Annotated in this window: 17 protein-coding genes; 11 read left to right on the top strand and 6 right to left on the bottom strand. The window is 73.5% G+C overall.

The features are described 5' to 3' along the window. The first annotated feature begins 13 nt into the window (after positions 1-13). Genes Q6347_RS03915 through Q6347_RS03905 form a run of 3 tightly spaced genes read left to right on the top strand, consistent with a single transcriptional unit; the run spans position 14 to position 2,753 of the window. Positions 14-1,063, top strand: a complete 1,050-nt coding sequence (locus tag Q6347_RS03915; protein ID WP_304606876.1) for an ABC transporter permease — start codon at positions 14-16, stop codon at positions 1,061-1,063. Next, the gene (locus Q6347_RS03910; RefSeq protein ID WP_304606743.1) at positions 1,063-1,878 is read left to right on the top strand and encodes an ABC transporter ATP-binding protein; all 816 of its coding nucleotides are present in this window, start codon (positions 1,063-1,065) and stop codon (positions 1,876-1,878) included. The genes Q6347_RS03915 and Q6347_RS03910 overlap by 1 nt, the downstream gene beginning before the upstream one ends. Next, positions 1,875-2,753, top strand: a complete 879-nt coding sequence (locus tag Q6347_RS03905; RefSeq protein WP_304606742.1) for an ABC transporter ATP-binding protein — start codon at positions 1,875-1,877, stop codon at positions 2,751-2,753. The genes Q6347_RS03910 and Q6347_RS03905 overlap by 4 nt, the downstream gene beginning before the upstream one ends. Here Q6347_RS03905 and Q6347_RS03900 read toward each other — a convergent pair. From Q6347_RS03900 to Q6347_RS03890, 3 genes are read right to left on the bottom strand one after another with little or no spacing between them, the layout of a single operon-like run. Further along, positions 2,716-3,330: a TetR family transcriptional regulator gene (locus tag Q6347_RS03900; protein ID WP_304602572.1), complete on the bottom strand. Its 615-nt coding sequence runs from the start codon at positions 3,328-3,330 to the stop codon at positions 2,716-2,718. The genes Q6347_RS03905 and Q6347_RS03900 overlap by 38 nt on opposite strands. A gap of 6 nt (positions 3,331-3,336) precedes the next feature. Further along, a complete protein-coding gene (gene proC / locus Q6347_RS03895; protein WP_304606741.1) occupies positions 3,337-4,164 on the bottom strand; it encodes a pyrroline-5-carboxylate reductase in 828 nt (275 codons plus the stop codon). An 11-nt stretch (positions 4,165-4,175) separates the two neighbouring features. Continuing rightward, on the bottom strand, positions 4,176-4,838 hold the full coding sequence (locus tag Q6347_RS03890) for a hypothetical protein (RefSeq protein ID WP_304606740.1): 663 nt from the start codon (positions 4,836-4,838) through the stop codon (positions 4,176-4,178). Between the two features lie 104 nt (positions 4,839-4,942). Between Q6347_RS03890 and radA the strand changes: the two genes are divergently transcribed. Beyond that, positions 4,943-6,370 carry a DNA repair protein RadA gene (radA, locus tag Q6347_RS03885; RefSeq protein ID WP_304602574.1) on the top strand — a complete coding sequence of 476 codons (1,428 nt, stop codon included), beginning with the start codon at positions 4,943-4,945 and terminating at the stop codon, positions 6,368-6,370. Between the two features lie 31 nt (positions 6,371-6,401). Then, positions 6,402-7,487: a DNA integrity scanning diadenylate cyclase DisA gene (gene disA, locus Q6347_RS03880; RefSeq protein WP_171246027.1), complete on the top strand. Its 1,086-nt coding sequence runs from the start codon at positions 6,402-6,404 to the stop codon at positions 7,485-7,487. Positions 7,488-7,492: 5 nt separating this feature from the next. Here the strand turns inward: disA and Q6347_RS03875 are convergent, their stop codons facing one another. Then, entirely contained in the window at positions 7,493-8,341 is an 849-nt protein-coding gene (locus Q6347_RS03875) for a hypothetical protein (RefSeq protein ID WP_304602576.1), read from the bottom strand. 582 nt (positions 8,342-8,923) lie between these two features. On the opposite strand from Q6347_RS03875, the gene Q6347_RS03870 reads away from it, so the two are divergent. Beyond that, positions 8,924-9,793, top strand: a complete 870-nt coding sequence (locus tag Q6347_RS03870) for an A/G-specific adenine glycosylase (protein ID WP_304606739.1) — start codon at positions 8,924-8,926, stop codon at positions 9,791-9,793. 21 nt (positions 9,794-9,814) lie between these two features. Here the strand turns inward: Q6347_RS03870 and Q6347_RS03865 are convergent, their stop codons facing one another. Next, positions 9,815-10,327, bottom strand: a complete 513-nt coding sequence (locus Q6347_RS03865; protein WP_171246076.1) for an amino-acid N-acetyltransferase — start codon at positions 10,325-10,327, stop codon at positions 9,815-9,817. Between the two features lie 64 nt (positions 10,328-10,391). Continuing rightward, positions 10,392-11,345, bottom strand: coding sequence for a sugar-binding transcriptional regulator (locus Q6347_RS03860; RefSeq protein WP_171246029.1), 954 nt, complete (start codon positions 11,343-11,345; stop codon positions 10,392-10,394). A 111-nt stretch (positions 11,346-11,456) separates the two neighbouring features. On the opposite strand from Q6347_RS03860, the gene Q6347_RS03855 reads away from it, so the two are divergent. The 5 genes from Q6347_RS03855 to Q6347_RS03835 all read left to right on the top strand — a co-directional run bounded on the left by Q6347_RS03855 (position 11,457) and on the right by Q6347_RS03835 (position 18,509). Beyond that, positions 11,457-13,199 carry a glycerol-3-phosphate dehydrogenase/oxidase gene (locus tag Q6347_RS03855; RefSeq protein ID WP_304602578.1) on the top strand — a complete coding sequence of 581 codons (1,743 nt, stop codon included), beginning with the start codon at positions 11,457-11,459 and terminating at the stop codon, positions 13,197-13,199. A 118-nt stretch (positions 13,200-13,317) separates the two neighbouring features. Beyond that, positions 13,318-14,052, top strand: a complete 735-nt coding sequence (locus Q6347_RS03850; RefSeq protein WP_304602579.1) for an MIP/aquaporin family protein — start codon at positions 13,318-13,320, stop codon at positions 14,050-14,052. Between the two features lie 60 nt (positions 14,053-14,112). Further along, complete coding sequence (gene glpK, locus Q6347_RS03845) at positions 14,113-15,627, top strand: glycerol kinase GlpK (RefSeq protein ID WP_304602580.1); 1,515 nt, start codon at positions 14,113-14,115, stop codon at positions 15,625-15,627. 155 nt (positions 15,628-15,782) lie between these two features. Beyond that, positions 15,783-17,099, top strand: a complete 1,317-nt coding sequence (locus Q6347_RS03840) for an alpha/beta fold hydrolase (RefSeq protein ID WP_304606738.1) — start codon at positions 15,783-15,785, stop codon at positions 17,097-17,099. 105 nt (positions 17,100-17,204) lie between these two features. Next, complete coding sequence (locus tag Q6347_RS03835) at positions 17,205-18,509, top strand: hemolysin family protein (RefSeq protein ID WP_171246033.1); 1,305 nt, start codon at positions 17,205-17,207, stop codon at positions 18,507-18,509. Positions 18,510-18,515 lie beyond the last annotated feature (6 nt).

Below are 18,515 nucleotides of genomic sequence, written 5' to 3'. Positions count from 1 at the left end.
CGCCGTGCGCGCCATGATCGTCAAGGAGTTCCGCGAGCTGCGGCGCGACCACCGCACCGTCGCGATGCTCGTCGCCCTGCCCCTGCTGATGCTGGTCATCTTCGGGTACGCCGCGAACTTCACCGTCGACGAGCTGAAGGTCGCCGTCGTCGGCGACCAGGCGGACCAGGTGCAGCAGCTCGTCGCGCAGGCGCCGCAGGACGCACCGACCACCCTCGACCTCACCGACGTCAACGCGGAGGCGGGGTCCGGCCAGGCACGCGACATGCTCCGCGACGACGAGGTCGACGTCGCGATCCTCAGCGGGGACGCCTCGGACGCCGACGGCGGCCGCCCGACCGTCATCGTCGACGGCTCCAACCTCTTCGCCGCCCAGAGCGCCTCGGTCCTCGTGGCCCAGCTCGGCGACCGCGTCGACTCGGAGATCCTCTACAACCCGGACCTCGAGACCTCCTGGGTGATGGTCCCGGCGATCATCGGCCTGATCCTGACCTTCATCGGCACGATCATCACCAGCATCGGGCTGGTCCGTGAACGCGAGGCCGGCACGCTCGAGCAGCTCGCCGTCATGCCGCTGTCCCCCACGTCGGTCGTGCTGGGGAAGATCTCCCCGTACTTCCTCCTCGCGTGCTTCGACATGGTGCTCGTGACCCTGCTCGGTGTGTGGCTGTTCGGCGTCCCGTTCCGGGGGTCCGCGCTGCTCTTCGGCATCGGCGCGGCGATCTTCCTGTTCGCCGTCCTCGGGATCGGGGTGCTCATCTCGACCGTCTCCCAGACCACCGGGCAGGCCGTGCAGGTCGCGCTGATGACGATGCTGCCGCAGATCCTGCTGTCCGGGATGATATTCCCGCTGGACGCCATGGCCGCCGGCGTCCGCTGGATCGGCTACCTGCTGCCGCTGACGTGGTTCGTCAAGCTCTCCCAGGGCGTCATGCTGCGCGGGGCCGGATGGGAGTCGATGTGGCTGCCGGTCGTCGTCCTGACCGGGATGGCGGTCCTCGTCTTCGGCGTCGCCGTGGTCCGGCTGCGCCGGGACATCGCACCGGCCCGCGGGGCCCGCTGATGTACGGCGCACGCGACCTCACCGTGGAGCTCGGCGGCGCGACCGCGCTGTCCGAGGTGAGCGTCGCCGTCCCGTCCGGCGAGGTGACCGCCGTCGTCGGCGGGGACGGGGCCGGCAAGACGACCCTGCTGCGGGCCCTGCTCGGACGCGTCGCCGCCGTGCGCGGCACCGTGGACGTCCCGCCCGCCCCGCGCATCGGCCACGAACCCTCCACGTCCGGGGTGTGGCCGACCCTGACCGTCCGCGAGAACGTCGAGTTCGTCGGCTCGGCGTACGGGATGTCCGCCGCCGGGATCCGGACCCGCGCCGCCGACCTGCTGGCGACCGCGGGCCTCGACGACGTCCGGGACCGGCTCGGACGCGACCTGTCCGGGGGCATGCGGCAGAAGCTCGGGTTCTGCCTGGCGATGCTGCACACCCCCGACCTGCTGCTGCTCGACGAGCCCTCGACCGGTGTCGACCCCGTCAGCCGGGTCGAGCTGTGGCGGCTCATCACCCAGGCGGCCCGGAGCGGCGCTGCCGTGCTGATGACGACGACCTACCTCGACGAGGCCGAGCGGGCCGCGACGGTCGTCGCCCTGCAGGACGGGCAGGTGCTCGCCACCGGCAGCCCGGCGGACGTGGTCGGCACCGTGCCGGGGACGGTGTCCGTCGGCGACGACCCACCCGGCGGCCACGACCGGACGTGGCGCCGCGGTCGGTCGTTCCACACCTGGACGCCCGACGGCGCGACGGCCCCGGGCCGCCCGGTCCCGCCCGACCTCGAGGACACCCTGATCGCCCTCACGCTCGCCCGCCAGGAGGAGACCCGATGACCACCCTGGTCCACGCCGACGGCGTCACCAAGCGGTTCGGCGCATTCGCCGCCGTCGAGGACATGTCCCTCGACGTGCACGCCGGGGAGATCGTGGGCCTGCTCGGCTCCAACGGGGCCGGCAAGACGACGCTGCTGCGCGTGCTGCTCGGGCTCGAGGCGGCGGACGCCGGCCACGTCGAGGTGTTCGGCGACCCGCCCGCCGACGCCGACCGCCAGGCGCTCGGGTACGTGCCCCAGGGGCTTGGCCTGTCCCAGGCGCTCAGCGTCCGGCAGAACGTCGACTTCGTCGCCGCGGCCTTCTCCGTGCGTCACGCCCCGGCGCTGCCGACCACGCTGGCCGCCGTCGCCGACCAGCCCGTGGGGCGCATCGGGCTGGGCCGCCAGCGCCAGCTCGCCTTCTACTGCGCCCTGCTGCACTCCCCCCGCCTGCTCGTCCTCGACGAACCGACGTCCGGCGTCGACCCTCTCGCCCGGGCACGGCTGTGGGACACGATCCACGCGCAGGCCGAGGCCGGTGCCGGTGTGCTCGTCACGACGCACTACATGCAGGAGGCCGAGCAGTGCGACCGCCTGGTGATCATGTCGCGGGGCCGCGGCGTGGCCCGTGGGGCGGTCGGGGACATCACCGCGACCTCGCGCACCGCCGTCGTGCGCACCGAGGAGTGGTCCGCGGCCTTCGCCGCCCTGGACGAGGCGGGTCTGCCGGTGGCCCTCGCCGGCCGCACCAGCCGCGTCGCCGGGACGGCGCCCGAGCGCGTGCGCGCGGCCCTCGACGCCGCCGGCGTGCCGGCCGACGTCGCGGAAGAGGCCGCCACGCTGGAGGAGACGATGGTGCTCATCGAGCAGTCGTCACGTCACCCAGGTCCCCGGTGAGGTAGCGCTGCAGGGTCGGGCCCACCAGCGTGGCGAGATCGTCCGCCGAGGCCGAGGCCAGCGGTTCGACCCCGACCACGTAGCGGATCATCATCAGGCCGGCCACCTGGGAACCGGCCAGGGACGCGCGCAGCTCCGCGTCGGCGACACCCAGCCGCTGCACGAGGGGGCCGAGGACCTCCACCCCCAGGAAGCGCTGCAGGAGGTTCCGCAGACCCGGGTCGGCCATGATGGCCGGGACGACGACACGGACCGTCGCGCCGCCGTCCGCGTCCCACGTCCGCACGACCGCCCGCACGAGCCGCTCCCCCATGTCCTCGACCGGGCCGTCGGCGGCGGACCGGGTGACGGCCGACGGGTCGATGTCGGTCAGGCCCAGCGTGGCGGCGAGCAGCTCGGTCTTGCCGGCGAACCAGTGCCGCACGGTGCCCGGGTCGACACCGGCCCGTCGGGCCACGCCCCGCAGGGACACGGCCTCGTAGCCCCGCTCGTCGAACTCCGCCCGGGCGGCCTCCAGCACCGCCCCGCGCGTGCTCTGGCCCGCTGGGCGGCGTCCTCGACGCGACGGGTCGGACATCTGCGATCAGCCGAGCTCGCGGCCGAGCTCCGCCGACCGGTCGCGCGCCGCCTCCATCGCGGCGACGAAGGACGCCCGCACACCGGCGTCGTCGAGCCGCCGCAGGGCCTGGATCGTGGTGCCACCGGGTGAGGAGACCTTCTCGCGCAGGACCACGGGGTGCTCCCCCGTCCGCGCGAGCAGCGTCCCCGCGCCGAGCACCGTCTGCACGGCCAGCCGGCGGGCGACGGCCCGCGTCAGGCCCATCAGCACCCCGGCCTCGGCCATGGCGTCGACGACGTAGAACACGTAGGCGGGGCCGGAGCCGGCGAGCGCCCCGAACGCGTCGATCTCCTTCTCGGTGATGCGCAGGGTCTCCCCGGTGCCGGCCAGCAGCGCCTCGACGAGGGCGACGTCGTCCTCGTCCGTCGTCGGTCCGGGGACGACGGCGGTCACCCCGGCGCCGACCTGGGCGGGGGTGTTCGGCATGGCCCGCACGACGGGCTGGTCCGCGGGCAGGTGGCGGGCGTAGAACGACAGCGGCAGGCCGACGGCGACGCTGACGACGACGGCGTCGGCGGGCAGCGCGGGACCGATCTCGTCGAGCACGGCGGCGACGTCCTTCGGCTTGACGCCGACGACGACGAGGCGGGCGTCGGACACAGCGGCGGCGTTGTCCGTCGTCGTGGCGACCCCGTAGGTCTCGGCCAGCTCGGCGCCCCGGTCCTCGCGACGCACGGTGGCGACGACGTCGGCCGGGTCGAGCCCGGACGACAGGGCACCGGCCAGGACGGCCTCGGCCATCGTGCCGGTCCCGACGAAGGCCACCCGGGTCCCGGCGATCTGCGTGCTCACGTGGTCTCTCCTCACATCGGGAACGTCTCGTAGAAGTCCTGGACGAGCTGCTCCGGCCCGGTGGCCTGGAAGACGGCCGTGTCGTTGCGCCAGGTGACCACCGACTCCCCGGCGGTCGCACCGGGGGTGACGGCGTAGTCGCCGACGGTCTCGCCGCCGACGGTGACGTCCCCCTCGGCCTCGGGGTCGCCGGCGGCCTGCAGCAGCGTCGCGTACACCTCGGCCGCGGCGTCACCGTCCGACCACTGACCGGCGACGAGGTCGACCCGCGCTCCGTCCGCCGACCCGTCGGCGTAGACGACGTCCCACGCCTCGACGGCGTCGGCCTCGTCGATCCACGCGCCCTCCGTGACGTCGAGGCGGACGAGCTGCAGGGCGGAGTCCGGCATCGCCGACTGGAAGTCGGTGGCGTCCTCGGGCAGCGGACTCGGCTCGGCGGTCGGCGTCGGCGGCGCCGCGGTGACCGTGACCTCGGGCAGCGGGTCGGGCTCCTCCTGGGCGAACCCGGGCCAGAAGAACGCGGTGACGACCGCGATCCCTGCCACGACGACGAGCACCACCGCCAGGACGATGCGGCGGCGACGGACCTGTGCCGCCCGCGAGCTCTTCTGGTGCACCTTCTCCCCCGGGGTCCGGAATCCCGGGGTCAGGTACCCCGGCTTGCGGTCGGCCATCGACGTCCTCCTGGTCTGGTGCCGGTGCGCCGACGACGGCGTCGCCGTGCAGCCTACGACGTCCGGCGGCCCTGGTGTCGGTGCCGACGCCTACCGTGTCGAGCGTGAGCACCACGACCACCTCGCGCGCAGGCCGCGCCAAGAGCTCCCGCCCCGGTTTCCGCTGCACCGAGTGCGGCTGGACGACGGTGAAGTGGGTGGGCCGCTGCGGCGAGTGCCAGGCGTGGGGCACGGTCGCCGAGGACGGCCCGGCGGCGGGACCGCGCACCACGGCGGTGCAGCCGGTGCGCTCGGCCGCCCGTCCCATCGCCGAGATCGACGTCGACTCCGCGCGCGCCACCCCGACGGGCGTCGACGAGCTGGACCGCGTGCTGGGCGGCGGCCTCGTCCCCGGAGCCGTCGTGCTCCTGGCGGGCGAACCGGGGGTCGGCAAGTCAACGCTGCTGCTGTCCGTGGCGTCCAACGCGGCCCGCGGCACCGACGGCCAGGACGCGCGCACGGTGCTGTACGTGACCGGCGAGGAGTCCGCGGGACAGGTCCGGCTGCGGGCCGAGCGGATCGGCGCCCTCGCACCGACCCTGCTGCTCGCGGCGGAGACGGACCTGGCCACGGTGCTCGGCCATCTCGACGCGGCGGACCCGGCGCTGCTGGTGGTGGACTCGGTCCAGACGATCGCCTCCGCGGAGGTCGACGGCGTCCCCGGCGGGGTGAGCCAGGTCCGTGAGGTCGCGGGCGCCCTCATCGCCGCGGCGAAGGAGCGTCAGGTCCCGGTGCTGCTGGTCGGCCACGTGACCAAGGACGGCGCGGTCGCCGGACCACGGACCCTCGAGCACCTGGTGGACGTCGTCTGCCAGTTCGAGGGCGACCGGCACTCGAGGCTCCGCATGGTGCGCGCGGTGAAGAACCGGTTCGGCCCCACGGACGAGGTGGGGTGCTTCGACCTGTCCGAGTCCGGCATCGAGGGCCTGAGCGACCCCAGCGGGCTGTTCCTGTCCCACCTCGGAGCGGGGGTGCCGGGCACCTGCGTGACCGTCACGCTCGAGGGACGCCGGCCGCTCGCCCTGGAGATCCAGTCCCTCGTGGCCCCGTCACCCCTGGCCAACCCTCGCCGGGCCACCAGCGGGGTCGAGTCGCAACGGCTGGCGATGATCCTCGCGGTGCTGCACCGGCACGCCGGCCTGCGGCTCGCCGACGCGGACGTGTACGCCTCGACGATCGGTGGTGCGCGGGTCACCGAGCCGGCCGCGGACCTCGCCACCGCGCTGGCGATCGTCTCGGCCCGGAGCGGCGAGGCCCTGCCGTCGGGCACGATCGCCGTCGGGGAGGTCGGCCTCGCCGGGGACATCCGGCCCGTGACGGGTCTGGAGCGGCGTCTGAGCGAGGCCGCCCGTCTCGGGTTCACCCGCGCCGTCGTGCCGGCGGGGGCCGCGGTCCGGGCGCCGGCCGGGTTGCAGGTGGCCGAGGCGCACCATCTCGCGGAGGCCGTGGAGCTGGCCTCGGCCCCGACCGGCGACGCGTCCCGCAGCCGCTGAACGAAACGCCTCCAGGACGTAGAATGCCCAGGTGGCCCCCAACATCGCGCAACCCGACGCCCTGCTGCGGGACACCCTTGCCGCCGTCGCCCCCGGCACCGAGCTCCGCGACGGCCTGGAGCGCATCCTGCGAGGGCGGACCGGTGCCCTGATCGTCCTCGGTCTCGACAAGACGGTCGAGGAGATCTGCTCGGGCGGCTTCGAGCTCGACGTCGAGTTCTCGGCCACGCGGCTGCGCGAGCTGTCCAAGATGGACGGCGCCGTCGTCCTCGACCGGGACGCCACCCGGATCCGCCGCGCCGCCGTCCAGCTCCTGCCGGACCCCTCGATCGAGACGAGCGAGTCGGGCACCCGGCACCGGACGGCCGAGCGCGTCGCGAAGCAGACCGGCTTCCCGATCGTCTCCGTGAGCCAGTCGATGCGGATCGTCGCGATCTACACGGGCTCGGTGCGGCACGTGCTGGAGGACTCCGACACGATCCTGGGCCGCGCCAACCAGGCGCTGGCGACCCTGGAGCGCTACCGCTCGCGACTGGACGAGGTCTCCGGCACCCTGTCGGCCCTCGAGATCGAGGACCTGGTCACCGTGCGGGACGTCTGCGCGGTGGTCCAGCGCCTGGAGATGGTGCGGCGCATCTCCGACGAGATCGACGGGTACGTGGTCGAGCTCGGCACCGACGGCCGGCTGCTCGCCCTCCAGCTCGACGAGCTCCTCGGCGGGATCGGCTCGGACCGCGACCTCGTCGTGCGCGACTACGTCGACGTCGAGCGCTCGGGCCGCAGCCTCGCGGCCGTCCACGCCGACCTGGCCCGGCTCGACTCGTCCCAGCTGCTCGACCTGTCGGAGATCGGGCGCGTCCTGCGACTGCCGGGTGCCGGGGTGGCACTCGACGCGGCCGTGGCGCCGCACGGCTACCGGCTGCTGTCGAAGGTCCCCCGCCTGCCGAGCACGATCGTCGAGCGACTGGTCCAGCAGTTCGGGGGCCTGCAGAAGCTGCTCGCCGCGAGCGTCGACGACCTCATGAGCGTCGAGGGCGTGGGCGACCACCGGGCACGCGCCGTGCGCGAGGGGCTGTCCCGCCTGGCGGAGTCCAGCATCCTCGAGCGGTACGTGTAGGGGGTTCAGCCCTCGGTCCCGGCGTCACCGCCGGGCTTCTTGCCGTTCCCGGAGTCCGACCGGCCGCCCGACCTCTCGGAGGCCTTGTCGCCGGACCGGCCCTCCTCGGAGGGGTCGGCATCCTCCTCGGCGGTGGTGCCGTCGTCCGTGGACGCGTCCTGCGCGGAACCCTCGGCGTCCTCGGCGTCCGCCGAGGGTTCCGGCGCGGGCGCCGCCTCGACGGTGACGTCCCAGGGCTCACCCTCGGCACCGGGGACGTCGTCCAGCAGGACCGTCGCGGTGTACTCGCCGGGAGGCACGTCACCCTGGGCGTCGCAGCCGGGCGTCGACCCGCTCCCGGACCAGCGGGCGGTGAGCTCCCAGCGCTCGTCGGTCCCGAGCAGGACGAGCTCCTCGCCCGCGCCGATGCAGTCCGCGGACGACCAGACGCGTTCGCCGCCGTCGGCCCCGGAGACGACCACCTGCATGCTCGACCGGTGCGCGTCGAGCAGGCACGGCATCCGCCCCTCGTTGGTCACGCGCACCGTCATCGACACCGCCTCGCCGAGCACCAGGGTGTCGCGGTCGCCGGAGAGCTCGGCGCGGACCGCCGAGGGGGTGCACGTCTCCGCCACCCCGGCGGGGTCGATCGCCTCCGGCGGGGCCTGCTTCTCGGCGACGAGCTCGAGCCGCGGCTCGGGCCAGGCGTCCCGCGCCCAGTCGACGGCGCGACCGATCCCGTACCCGGTCGCCGTGCCGGCGCCGACGAGCAGGCCGAGCACCAGGAGCACGATCGCGGGACCGCGGTGGGCGGTGCGGCTCCTCGCCGGGGCCGGTCGGCGCGACCGGGGCCGCGGCGTGCTGCCAGGAGCCACCAGGCCGTTCGTCGCCACCGACCGGCGACCTCCGCGGGCGGACCCCCGACCCCCGGTGGACCGGGACGCGGAACCCGCCGACCGGCTCCTCGACGAGGTCGCCCGGCCGGCGGTGGCCCCCGTCCTGCGACGCGTCGACCCCGCGGCACCCGTGGCGGCGCCTCGAGAGGTCGTGCGTCGGGTGCTCTGGGCCCGAGAGCTCGTCGCGCTGGACTTCTTCGGGGCGGACGTCCTGGTGGTGGACTTCTGCGGGGCCGCCTTCTTCGGCGCGGCCTTCTGCGGGGCCGCCTTCTTCGCCGCACCGCCCGACGTGGTCGACCGGCCCCCCGACGATCCCCTCGCTGCGGAGCCGGAACGGGAGGAGCCCCGGGACGACGTGGCGCGCGAGGACGGCGTGCGTCCCCCGGACGCCTGGCGCCCCCGCGCGGCACCTCCTCGCCCACGGTCCTTCGCTGCCGCCACCGTTCCCCCGCATCTCGACGAACACCTCTGCGCAGACCACGCTACGTGGTGCGGACCGACCGACGGAGGCGCCGCGCCGCCGTCCCGGGAAGCCGCTCCGGCCAGGCACAATGGGCGACCGTGGATGCACTGGTCGAACGGGTCACGGCGTGGTTCGCCCACGCCGCACGCGATCTCCCCTGGCGCGCCGCGGACCGGACCCCGTGGGGCGTCCTGGTCAGCGAGGTCATGCTCCAGCAGACCCCGGTCGTCCGGGTCGAGCCCGTGTGGCGCGAGTGGATGGAGCGGTGGCCCACCCCGGCGGCGCTGGCCGACGCCCCGACGTCCGAGGTGCTCCGCGCCTGGGGCCGGCTCGGCTATCCGCGCCGGGCGCTGCGGCTCGCGGACTGCGCGCGGGTGATCGTGGCCCGGCACGACGGGGAGGTCCCGTCCGGGGAGGAGGCCCTGCGTGCGCTGCCCGGCATCGGGGAGTACACCGCGGGGGCCGTCCGCGCCTTCGCCTTCGGCCGCCGCGCCGTCGTCGTGGACACGAACGTGAGGCGGGTCCAGGCCCGCGCCGTCACCGGCGTCGCGCTGCCGGCGCCGTCGTACACGGCGGCGGAGCGGCGGCTGGCCGTCTCCCTGGTGCCCGACGGCGACGAGGACGCCGCGACGTGGGCGGCCGCGTCCATGGAGCTGGGGGCGCTGGTCTGCACCGCTCGGACCCCGCGGTGCGACCGGTGCCCGGTCCAGGACCTGTGCGCCTGGCGCCTGGCCGGGTTCCCGCCGGACGAGCACGCGCACCGGCGGCGGACCCAGTCCTGGGACGGCACCGACCGGCAGGTGCGGGGCCGGGTCATGGCCGCGCTGCGCACCGCCGAAGGCCCCGTGCACCGTGCTCTGCTGGCCCACGCCGGTCCGGAGTCCCAGCTCGACCGGTGCCTGGCCGGGCTGGTGGAGGACGGGCTGGCCGAGACCGACGAGGCCGGCCGGTTCATGCTCCCGGCGTGACTCTCCGGCCGCCGTCGCTGCTCAGAGGTCCAGCAGCATGCGCGAGTTGCCGAGGGTGTTCGGCTTGACCCGCGCGAGGTCGAGGAACTCGGCCACCCCGTCGTCGTGCGACCGCAGCAGCTCGGCGTAGACCTCGCCGGTCACCGGGGTCCCGTCGATCTCGCGGAAACCGTGGGCGGCGAAGAAGTCGACCTCGAACGTGAGGCAGAACAGGCGCTTGAGTCCCATCTCCCGCGCCCGCAGGATCAGCTCCTCGACGAGAGCGTGCCCCAGCCCGCGCCCCCTCCAGGCCGGGTCGACGGCGAGCGTGCGGATCTCGGCGAGGTCGGCCCACATCACGTGCAGCGCGCCGCACCCGACCAGGCCCGCCTCCGGCCCGGCGTCGGCCACGAGGAACTCCTGCACCGACTCGTAGTAGCCGACGAGCTCCTTGGCCAGCAGGATGCGGTCCGTCGCGTACGGGGCGACGAGGTCGCGCACGCCGCGGACGTCCGCGGGCAGGGCGGGCCGGATGCGGAACGGTGCGTTCGACAGGTCGGGCACGTCAGCACCCTACGCGCGACGCCGGCACGCGGCCCGCACAGCGGCCGCGGACGGATCAGTCGGCCTCGACGAGCCCCGCGGCCGTGATCTCGTCGACGACGAGGTCCGTGACCACCCCGGCGGCCAGCGCGGCGCGCAACGGGGCGATCTTGTTGTCGCCCGCGGCGGCGCACAGCCGTCGCGGGAACCGCCGGAGCTGGTCCGGGGTGGGCCCCGTGGCCCGAGCGTTGATGGCGATGTCGCGGAACGACCCGTCAGGACGCAGGAAGACCGTGCAGACGTCGCCGACCACACCCGCGCCCTCGAGCGCCGCCACGTCCTCGGGTTCCAGGTACCCGGCCGAGTAGACGTGCGACGGGACACCGCCGGTGAGCGCACCCACGGAGAACACCGCGAGATCCGTCCTGGCCTGCACGTCGAGGACGCGGCGCACCGACCGCTCCCGCCACATGGCGTCCCGGGTCTCGGCGAAGTCGAAGAAGGCCGGCACGGGAAACGGGTGGGCGTGGGCCTCGAAGGTGGCCGCGATACGGTCCAGGAGGTCCCCGGCGTAGGCGACGCCGGAGGTCCGGTTGTTCGCCGCGCCGTTGAGCTGCACGACGGCGGAGCCCCGGGTGGGCTTGTCCATGAGGTGGCCCGCCACGGCGGCCAGCGTGGTCCCCCAGGCGATGCCGAGCACCATGTCGGAGTCGAACCAGCGCGTCACCAGACGGGCGGTGGTGCGGGCCACCTGACCGAGCCGTTGCGCGTCGTCGGCGGCGTCCGGCACCGGCACGACGTAGGTGTCGATGTCGTACTGCGCCGCGAGCCGCTGGCCGAGACCGGGTGCACGAGTGTGCGTGGGCCGCAGCGTGATCTCCACGACACCGGTCTCCCGCGCCCTCTTGAGCAGGCGCGACACGGTCGACCGCGACGTGCGCAGGTGCCGCGCGATCGTCTCCATCTTCATGTCCTGCAGGTAGTACATGGTCGCGGCCATGACCACGTCGCGTTCCCGGGGAGTCGTCACGGAACCAGGGTGCCGCAGCATGCCGCCAGATGCACGTTCGTGCATCTGGCTTGCGAGAATGTTCGACCGATGGTGCTCTGAGTTCCAGTCCGACCGAGAGGAGCACCCCCGATGGCCTCCCGACTCACTGCCGAGTCACGAACCCGCGCCCTGGCTGCGCTCGAGAGCTCGCAGGACTCCGCCTCCGAGCTCGACGTCCTCGTCATCGGCGGCGGGGTCACCGGCGCCGGCATCGCTCTCGACTCCGTCACGCGCGGGCTGTCCACCGCGATCGTCGAGTCCCAGGACTGGTCCGCAGGCACCTCCAGCTGGTCCAGCAAGCTGGTCCACGGCGGCCTGCGCTACCTGCAGATGCTCGACTTCTCCCTCGTGCACGAGGCGCTCACCGAACGCGACCTGCTCCTCAAGGAGCTCGCCCCGCACCTCGTCAAGCCCGTCCCCTTCCTGTACCCCCTCGAGCACCGGGTGTGGGAACGGGCCTACGTCGGGGCCGGCATCGCGCTGTACGACACCCTGGCCTCGGTCGCCCCGGGGAAGCGCGCGATGCCGCTGCACCGGCACCTGACCCGTCGGCAGATCAGCCGGAAGTTCCCGGACCTCGCGCACGAGGCCGCGATCGGCGCCGTGCAGTACTGGGACGCCTCCGTCGACGACTCACGCCTCGTCGCCACGCTGGTCCGCACCGCGGTCGACTACGGCGCGCACGCCGCCACCCGCACCCAGGTCGTCGAGCTCACCAAGAGCAGCACCGGCACGGTCAACGGGGCCGTCGTCGTCGACCTGGAGACCGGTCGCGAGATCACGGTCCGCGCCCGGCACGTCATCAACGCCACCGGCGTGTGGACCGAGGACACCGAGGCCCTGGCCGGGGACGAGGGCGGCCTGCACGTGCTGGCCTCCAAGGGCATCCACGTCGTCGTCCCCCGGGAGCGCATCAAGGGGCAGGTCGGCCTGATCCTGCAGACCGAGAAGTCGGTGCTGTTCATCATCCCCTGGTCCCGGTACTGGATCATCGGCACCACGGACACCCCGTGGGAGCTGGACCCGGTCCACCCGGTGGCCACCGCGGCCGACATCGACTACGTGCTCGACCACGCCAACGCGGTGCTGGCCCACCCGCTCACGCGCGAGGACGTCATCGGCACCTACGCCGGCCTGCGTCCGCTGCTGCAGCCGGGCACCAAGGAGGGCACGAGCTCGGCGAAGGTCTCGCGCGAGCACACCGTCGCCTCCCCCGCCCCGGGCCTGACCGTCATCGCCGGCGGGAAGCTGACCACCTATCGCGTGATGGCCAAGGACGCCGTCGACTTCGCGATCGGCCAGCGGGCGCACGCGCTGCCGTCGGTGACCCACCAGATCCCGCTCATCGGCGCGGTCGGCCTGTCCGCCGCCCGTCGCCAGGCCCGCACCTGGGCGCAGCGGTACGGCTGGAGCCCGGCGATGGTCGACCACCTCCTGCACCGCTACGGCTCGGCGCTGCGCGAGCTCGTGACCCTGTGCGAGGAGGACCCGGGGCTCGCCGAACCGCTGGAGCACGCCCCCGCCTACCTGCGGGCCGAGATCCACTACGCGGTCAGCCACGAGGGCGCGCTGCACCTGGAGGACCTGCTGGTGCGACGTACCCGGCTCGTCTACGAGGTGGCCGACAAGGGGCGTGCCGCCCTCGAGGAGATCGCCGGGATCGCCGCACCCCTGCTCGGCTGGGACGACGAGACCAGGAAGCGGGAGATCGAGAGCTACCGGGCCCGGGCGGACGCCGAGGACGCGGCGGCCCAGGCCCCCGACGACGAGGCGGCCGCCGAGGCCCGGGGCAACGCCGGCGACCTGACGACGCTGCGGCCTCTGCGCACCTGACAGGACCCCCGGTCGCGCCGTCGCAGCATCGGCGGCGCGGCCGGTTCGCCGCGGCGACGAGGTCGTGGCACGACGCTCCGGGCACGGGCCCGGACCGAGAAGAGAAAGCGAGACGACGATGTCAACAGGCGAACTCTTCGTCAGCGAGATGCTGGGAACCGGGATGCTGCTGCTCCTCGGTGCCGGTGTCGTGGCGAACGTCATCCTGCCGAAGAACAAGGGGTTCAACGGCGGATGGCTTCTCATCAACTTCGGATGGGGCCTGGGTGTGTTCTCCGGTGTGTACGTCGCGTTCGCCAGCGGCGCCCACATCAACCCGGCCGTGACGTTCGGCATCTGGGCCAGCGGCGCCGAGGAGTTCGGTCCGGGCATCCCCGTCACCCTGGCGAACGGTGCGATCTACATCTCCGCCCAGATCGTCGGTGCCGCGCTCGGTTCCGCGATCGCCTTCCTCGCCTACAAGAAGCACTTCGACGAGGAGGCGCCGGCGCCGATCAAGCTCGCGGTGTTCTCCACCGGACCCGAGATCCGCTCCTACGGGTGGAACTTCGTCACCGAGGTCATCGGCACCTTCGTGCTGGTGTTCGTGGTGCTGAACTTCGGCAACTGGCCGGGTGACATCGGCCCGCTCGCCGTCGCCCTCCTGGTGGTCGGGATCGGTGCGAGCCTCGGTGGCCCCACCGGCTACGCCATCAACCCGGCCCGTGACCTCGGCCCCCGCATCGCGCACGCGCTGCTGCCGATCAAGGGCAAGGGTTCCAGCGACTGGGGCTACTCCTGGGTGCCGGTCCTCGGCCCCATCGTCGGCGGCGTCCTCGCCGGCCTGTTCGCTCCTCTGGTCGCCTTCGGCTGAGCCCGGCCCGGCGACCACCCATCCGTACCGCAATGACGCAACGACACGAAGGACATACCCATGGCTGACTACGTCCTCGCCATCGACCAGGGCACCACGAGCTCGCGTGCCATCGTCTTCGACCACTCCGGCCGCATCGTCTCGACCGGCCAGCTCGAGCACGACCAGATCTTCCCGAAGGCGGGCTGGGTCGAGCACAACCCCGAGCAGATCTGGAACAACACCCGCGAGGTCGTCGGCCTCGCCCTCACCCGCGGCAACCTCTCGCACGAGGACGTCGCCGCCGTCGGCATCACGAACCAGCGTGAGACCACGGTCGTGTGGGACAAGAACACCGGCAAGCCCGTCTACAACGCCATCGTCTGGCAGGACACCCGCACCCAGGCGATCGTGGACGAGCTGGGCGGCTCCGAGGGCCCCGAGAAGTACAAGTCGATCGTCGGGCTGCCGCTCGCGACCTACTTCTCCGGCCCGAAGATCAAGTGGATCCTCGACAACGTCGAGGGCGCCCGGGAGGCCGCGGACCGCGGCGACCTGCTGTTCGGCAACACCGACAGCTGGGTCCTGTGGAACATGACCGGCGGGACGGACGGCGGCGTGCACGTCACCGACGTCACCAACGCCTCGCGCACCATGCTCATGGACCTCGACACCCTCTCCTGGCGGGAGGACATCGCCGCGGACATGGGCATCCCGCTGTCGATGCTCCCCGAGATCCGGTCCTCGTCCGAGATCTACGGTCACGGACGCCCCCGCGGCATGGTCCCCGGTGTCCCGATCGCGGGAATCCTCGGCGACCAGCAGGCCGCCACCTTCGGCCAGGCGTGCTTCGAGGTCGGGACCGCGAAGAACACCTACGGCACCGGTAACTTCATGCTGCTCAACACCGGTACCGAGAAGGTGGCCAGCGAGAACGGTCTGCTCACCACGGTCTGCTACAAGATCGGGGACGCCGACGCCGTCTACGCCCTCGAGGGTGCCATCGCCGTCACCGGCTCGCTGGTCCAGTGGCTGCGGGACAACCTGGGGCTGTTCGACGACGCCCCGGACATCGAGTACCTGGCCGGCAAGGTCGACGACAACGGCGGCGCCTACTTCGTGCCGGCGTTCTCCGGCCTGTTCGCCCCGTACTGGCGGTCGGACGCCCGCGGTGCGCTCGTGGGCCTGACGCGGTACGTCAACCGCAACCACATCGCCCGCGCGGCCCTGGAGGCGGTCGCCTTCCAGACGCGCGAGGTCATGGACGCCATGCGGGCCGACTCCGGTGTGGACCTGACCGAGCTGAAGGTCGACGGCGGCATGGTCGCCAACAACCTGCTCATGCAGTTCCAGGCGGACCAGCTCGGCGTCGACGTCGTGCGGCCCGAGGTCGCCGAGACCACGGCCCTCGGTGCGGCGTACGCCGCCGGCATCGCCGTCGGCTTCTGGTCGGGCGAGCAGGACGTCCGCGACAACTGGATCGAGGGCCAGCGGTGGACGCCGTCGCTGCCCGAGGACGAGCGCGAGCGGCTGTACCGCCAGTGGAAGAAGGCGGTGACCAAGACCTTCGACTGGGTCGACGAAGACACCAAGTAGTTGTGCCGCCGAGGGGACGGCACGACCCGCACGACCGCGTTCACGCGCCCTGGGGGGCGCTCCACTTCGGGAACATCGACGGTCGCACGGGTCGTGCCGTCCCCTCGGCTCGTCCGCGCCCGTGCGGTGCGGGGCGAGGCTCGTAGGCTGGCGTCGTGAAGAGCACCGTCACGAGCGAGTCCGCGTACACGATCCCCGGCGTCCACGTCACCGACCGCACCCTGACGGTGCCGCTGGACTGGTCCGCCCCCGCCGACGACCGCACGCTCAGCGTGTTCGTGCGTGAGCTGGTGGATCCGACGAAACGGTCCGAGGACCTGCCGCTGCTGGTGTTCCTGCAGGGTGGCCCCGGGGGCAAGGGTCCCCGCCCCACGGGTCCCGACGGCTGGGTCGGCGAGGCGCTGAAGCGGTTCCGGGTCGTGCTGCTCGACCAGCGGGGCACCGGGCGTTCGACGGCGGTGCGGGCCCGTGCGCTCGCCGCCCTCGGCTCCCCCGAGGTCCAGGCCGAGTACCTGTCGCACCTGCGTGCCGACTCCATCGTCCGCGACGCCGAGCACGTGCGGAAGTCCATCTACGGCGGCCGTCGCTGGTCGACGCTCGGACAGTCCTACGGCGGGTTCGTCACCCTGACCTACCTGTCGCTCGCCCCCGAGGGCCTGGCGGCGTCCTACGTGACCGGGGGCCTGGCCGGCCTCGACGCCGGGCCCGAGGAGGTCTACCGGCGCACGCAGGCGCGGGTCGCGACGAAGAACGCGCAGTACCGCGGCCGGTACCCCGACGACGTGCCCCGGATCGCCCGGATCGCGGACCGGATCGCCGACGGCGACGTGCGGCTGCCCGGTGGAGACCTGCTGAGCATCGAGCGCTTCCAGTCGCTGGGGATGGCCTTCGGCATGGGCCCCGGGTTCGAGCGTGTGCACTGGATCGTCGACGAGGCCTTCGACGCCGGGGCACCGGACGAGCTCACCGACACCTTCCTCGCGGACGTCGAGGCCGCCACGGGGTTCGCCACCAACCCGATGTACGCCGTGCTGCACGAGTCGATCTACGCCCAGGCGGGCACCGGGCCGACGGCGTGGGCCGCGCAGCAGGTGCGCGAGAGCGACCCGAAGTTCGCCGCGGGCGCGCGCCCGCTGCTGTTCACCGGCGAGATGATCTACCCCTGGATGTTCGACCAGGTCGCCGCGCTGCGCCCGTTCCGCGACGCGGCGCAGGCCCTGGCCGCCCGCCGTGACTGGGGCGACCTGTACGACACCGCGGTGCTGGCCGCCAACGAGGTGCCGATGGAGGCGGCGGTCTACTTCGACGACATGTTCGTCGACGCCGCGCTCTCCCTGGACACCGCCTCCCGGGTCGGGAACGCCCGGGCATGGGTCACCAACCAGTTCGAGCACGACGGGCTGCGCGCCGGCGACGTGTTCACGACGCTGCTCGACCGCCTCGACGGGCGGGGCGGTCCGGTGCGCGACTGAACCGTCCGGCGCGCCCCAGGGCGCTGACGCGCGAACAGCGCCGACCTGCGGAAGTCTCGTGACCAGCGGTAGCGCCGCCCCGGCGGCCCGAACCCGGAGGGAGCCGTGGACGCGGAGACCTGGCGGAACATCGCCCTGGTGCTGGGGTTCGTGCTGCTCGGCGGGGTGTTCGCCGGGACCGAGTTCGCCCTCGTCTCGCTGCGCGAGGGGCAGATCGCCGAGCTGGAGCGCCACGGGTCGCGCGGGCGCCGGGTCGCCGCCGTCGCCCGCGACCCCAACAGGTTCCTCGCCGCCGTGCAGATCGGCGTCACGGTGGCCGGGTTCTTCTCCGCCGCCTACGGCGCGTCGACGCTCGCCCCCGACCTCGCGCCGGTGCTGGAGTCGCTCGGCCTCTCGCCGGGTGCGGCGTCGACCGCCGCCCTGGTCACGCTGACGCTGCTCGTCGCCTACGCCTCCCTGGTGCTGGGCGAGCTCGTCCCGAAGCGGCTGGCCCTGCAACGCTCGGTCCAGGTGTCCCTCGTCGTCGGACCGCCCCTGGACCGGTTCTCGCGGATCATCCGACCCGTCATCTGGCTGCTGTCCCGCTCCACCGACGCGGTGGTCCGGCTGCTGGGCGGCAACCCGGACGTCCGGGCACCGCAGATGACCGGGGAGGAGCTGCGCCGGGCGGTCAGCGAGCACCCCGGTTTCTCCCCCGAGGAGCGCGAGATCGTGACCGACGTCTTCACGGCCTCCGAGCGGACGCTGGCCGAGGTCATGCGCCCGCGCCCCGACGTCACCTTCCTGCCGGCGGACCTCGCCGTCGACGAGGCGGTCGACGCCGTGGGGGACGAGCCCTCCACTCGGTTCCCCGTCGTGGACGACGGCGTGGACGACGTCGTCGGGTTCGTGCACCTGCGCGACCTGGTCCGCGAGCTGCGCACCCCGGCCCGACGACGGCGGACCCTGCGGGAGATCGTCCGCCCGGCCCTGGAGATGCCCGGCACCAACCGGCTGCTGCCCGCCCTGACCACGATGCGCCAGGAGGGCATCCACCTGGCCGTCGTGCGCGACGAGTACGGCGGCACCGACGGCATCGCCACCCTCGAGGACCTCGTCGAGGAGCTCGTGCGGGACATCCGCGCCGAACCGGACCCGCGCAGCCCGGAGCTCGGCACCGACGAGGTCGACGCCGGTCTCACGCTCGAGGACTTCGCCCGGGAGACCGGGATCGAGCTGCCCGAGGGGCCGTACGAGACCGCGGCGGGATTCGTGCTGGCCGCCCTGGGGCGGATCGCCGTCCCCGGCGACGTCGTCCGCGTCGCCGGGACGACGCTGACGGTGACCGCCGTGGACCGGCAGCGGATCCGGGCGCTGCACGTGGGTCCGGGACGCGGCCCGCACGACCCGGGAGGACCGGGCCCGCACTGAGGTGCG

Origin of the sequence: Isoptericola sp. b408 (assembly GCF_030588085.1) — a bacterium.
GTDB classification, from domain to species: Bacteria; Actinomycetota; Actinomycetes; order Actinomycetales; family Cellulomonadaceae; genus Isoptericola; species Isoptericola sediminis.
Note: the sequence above shows the minus strand (reverse complement) of the source record. Positions and strands in the feature narration are given on the sequence as shown.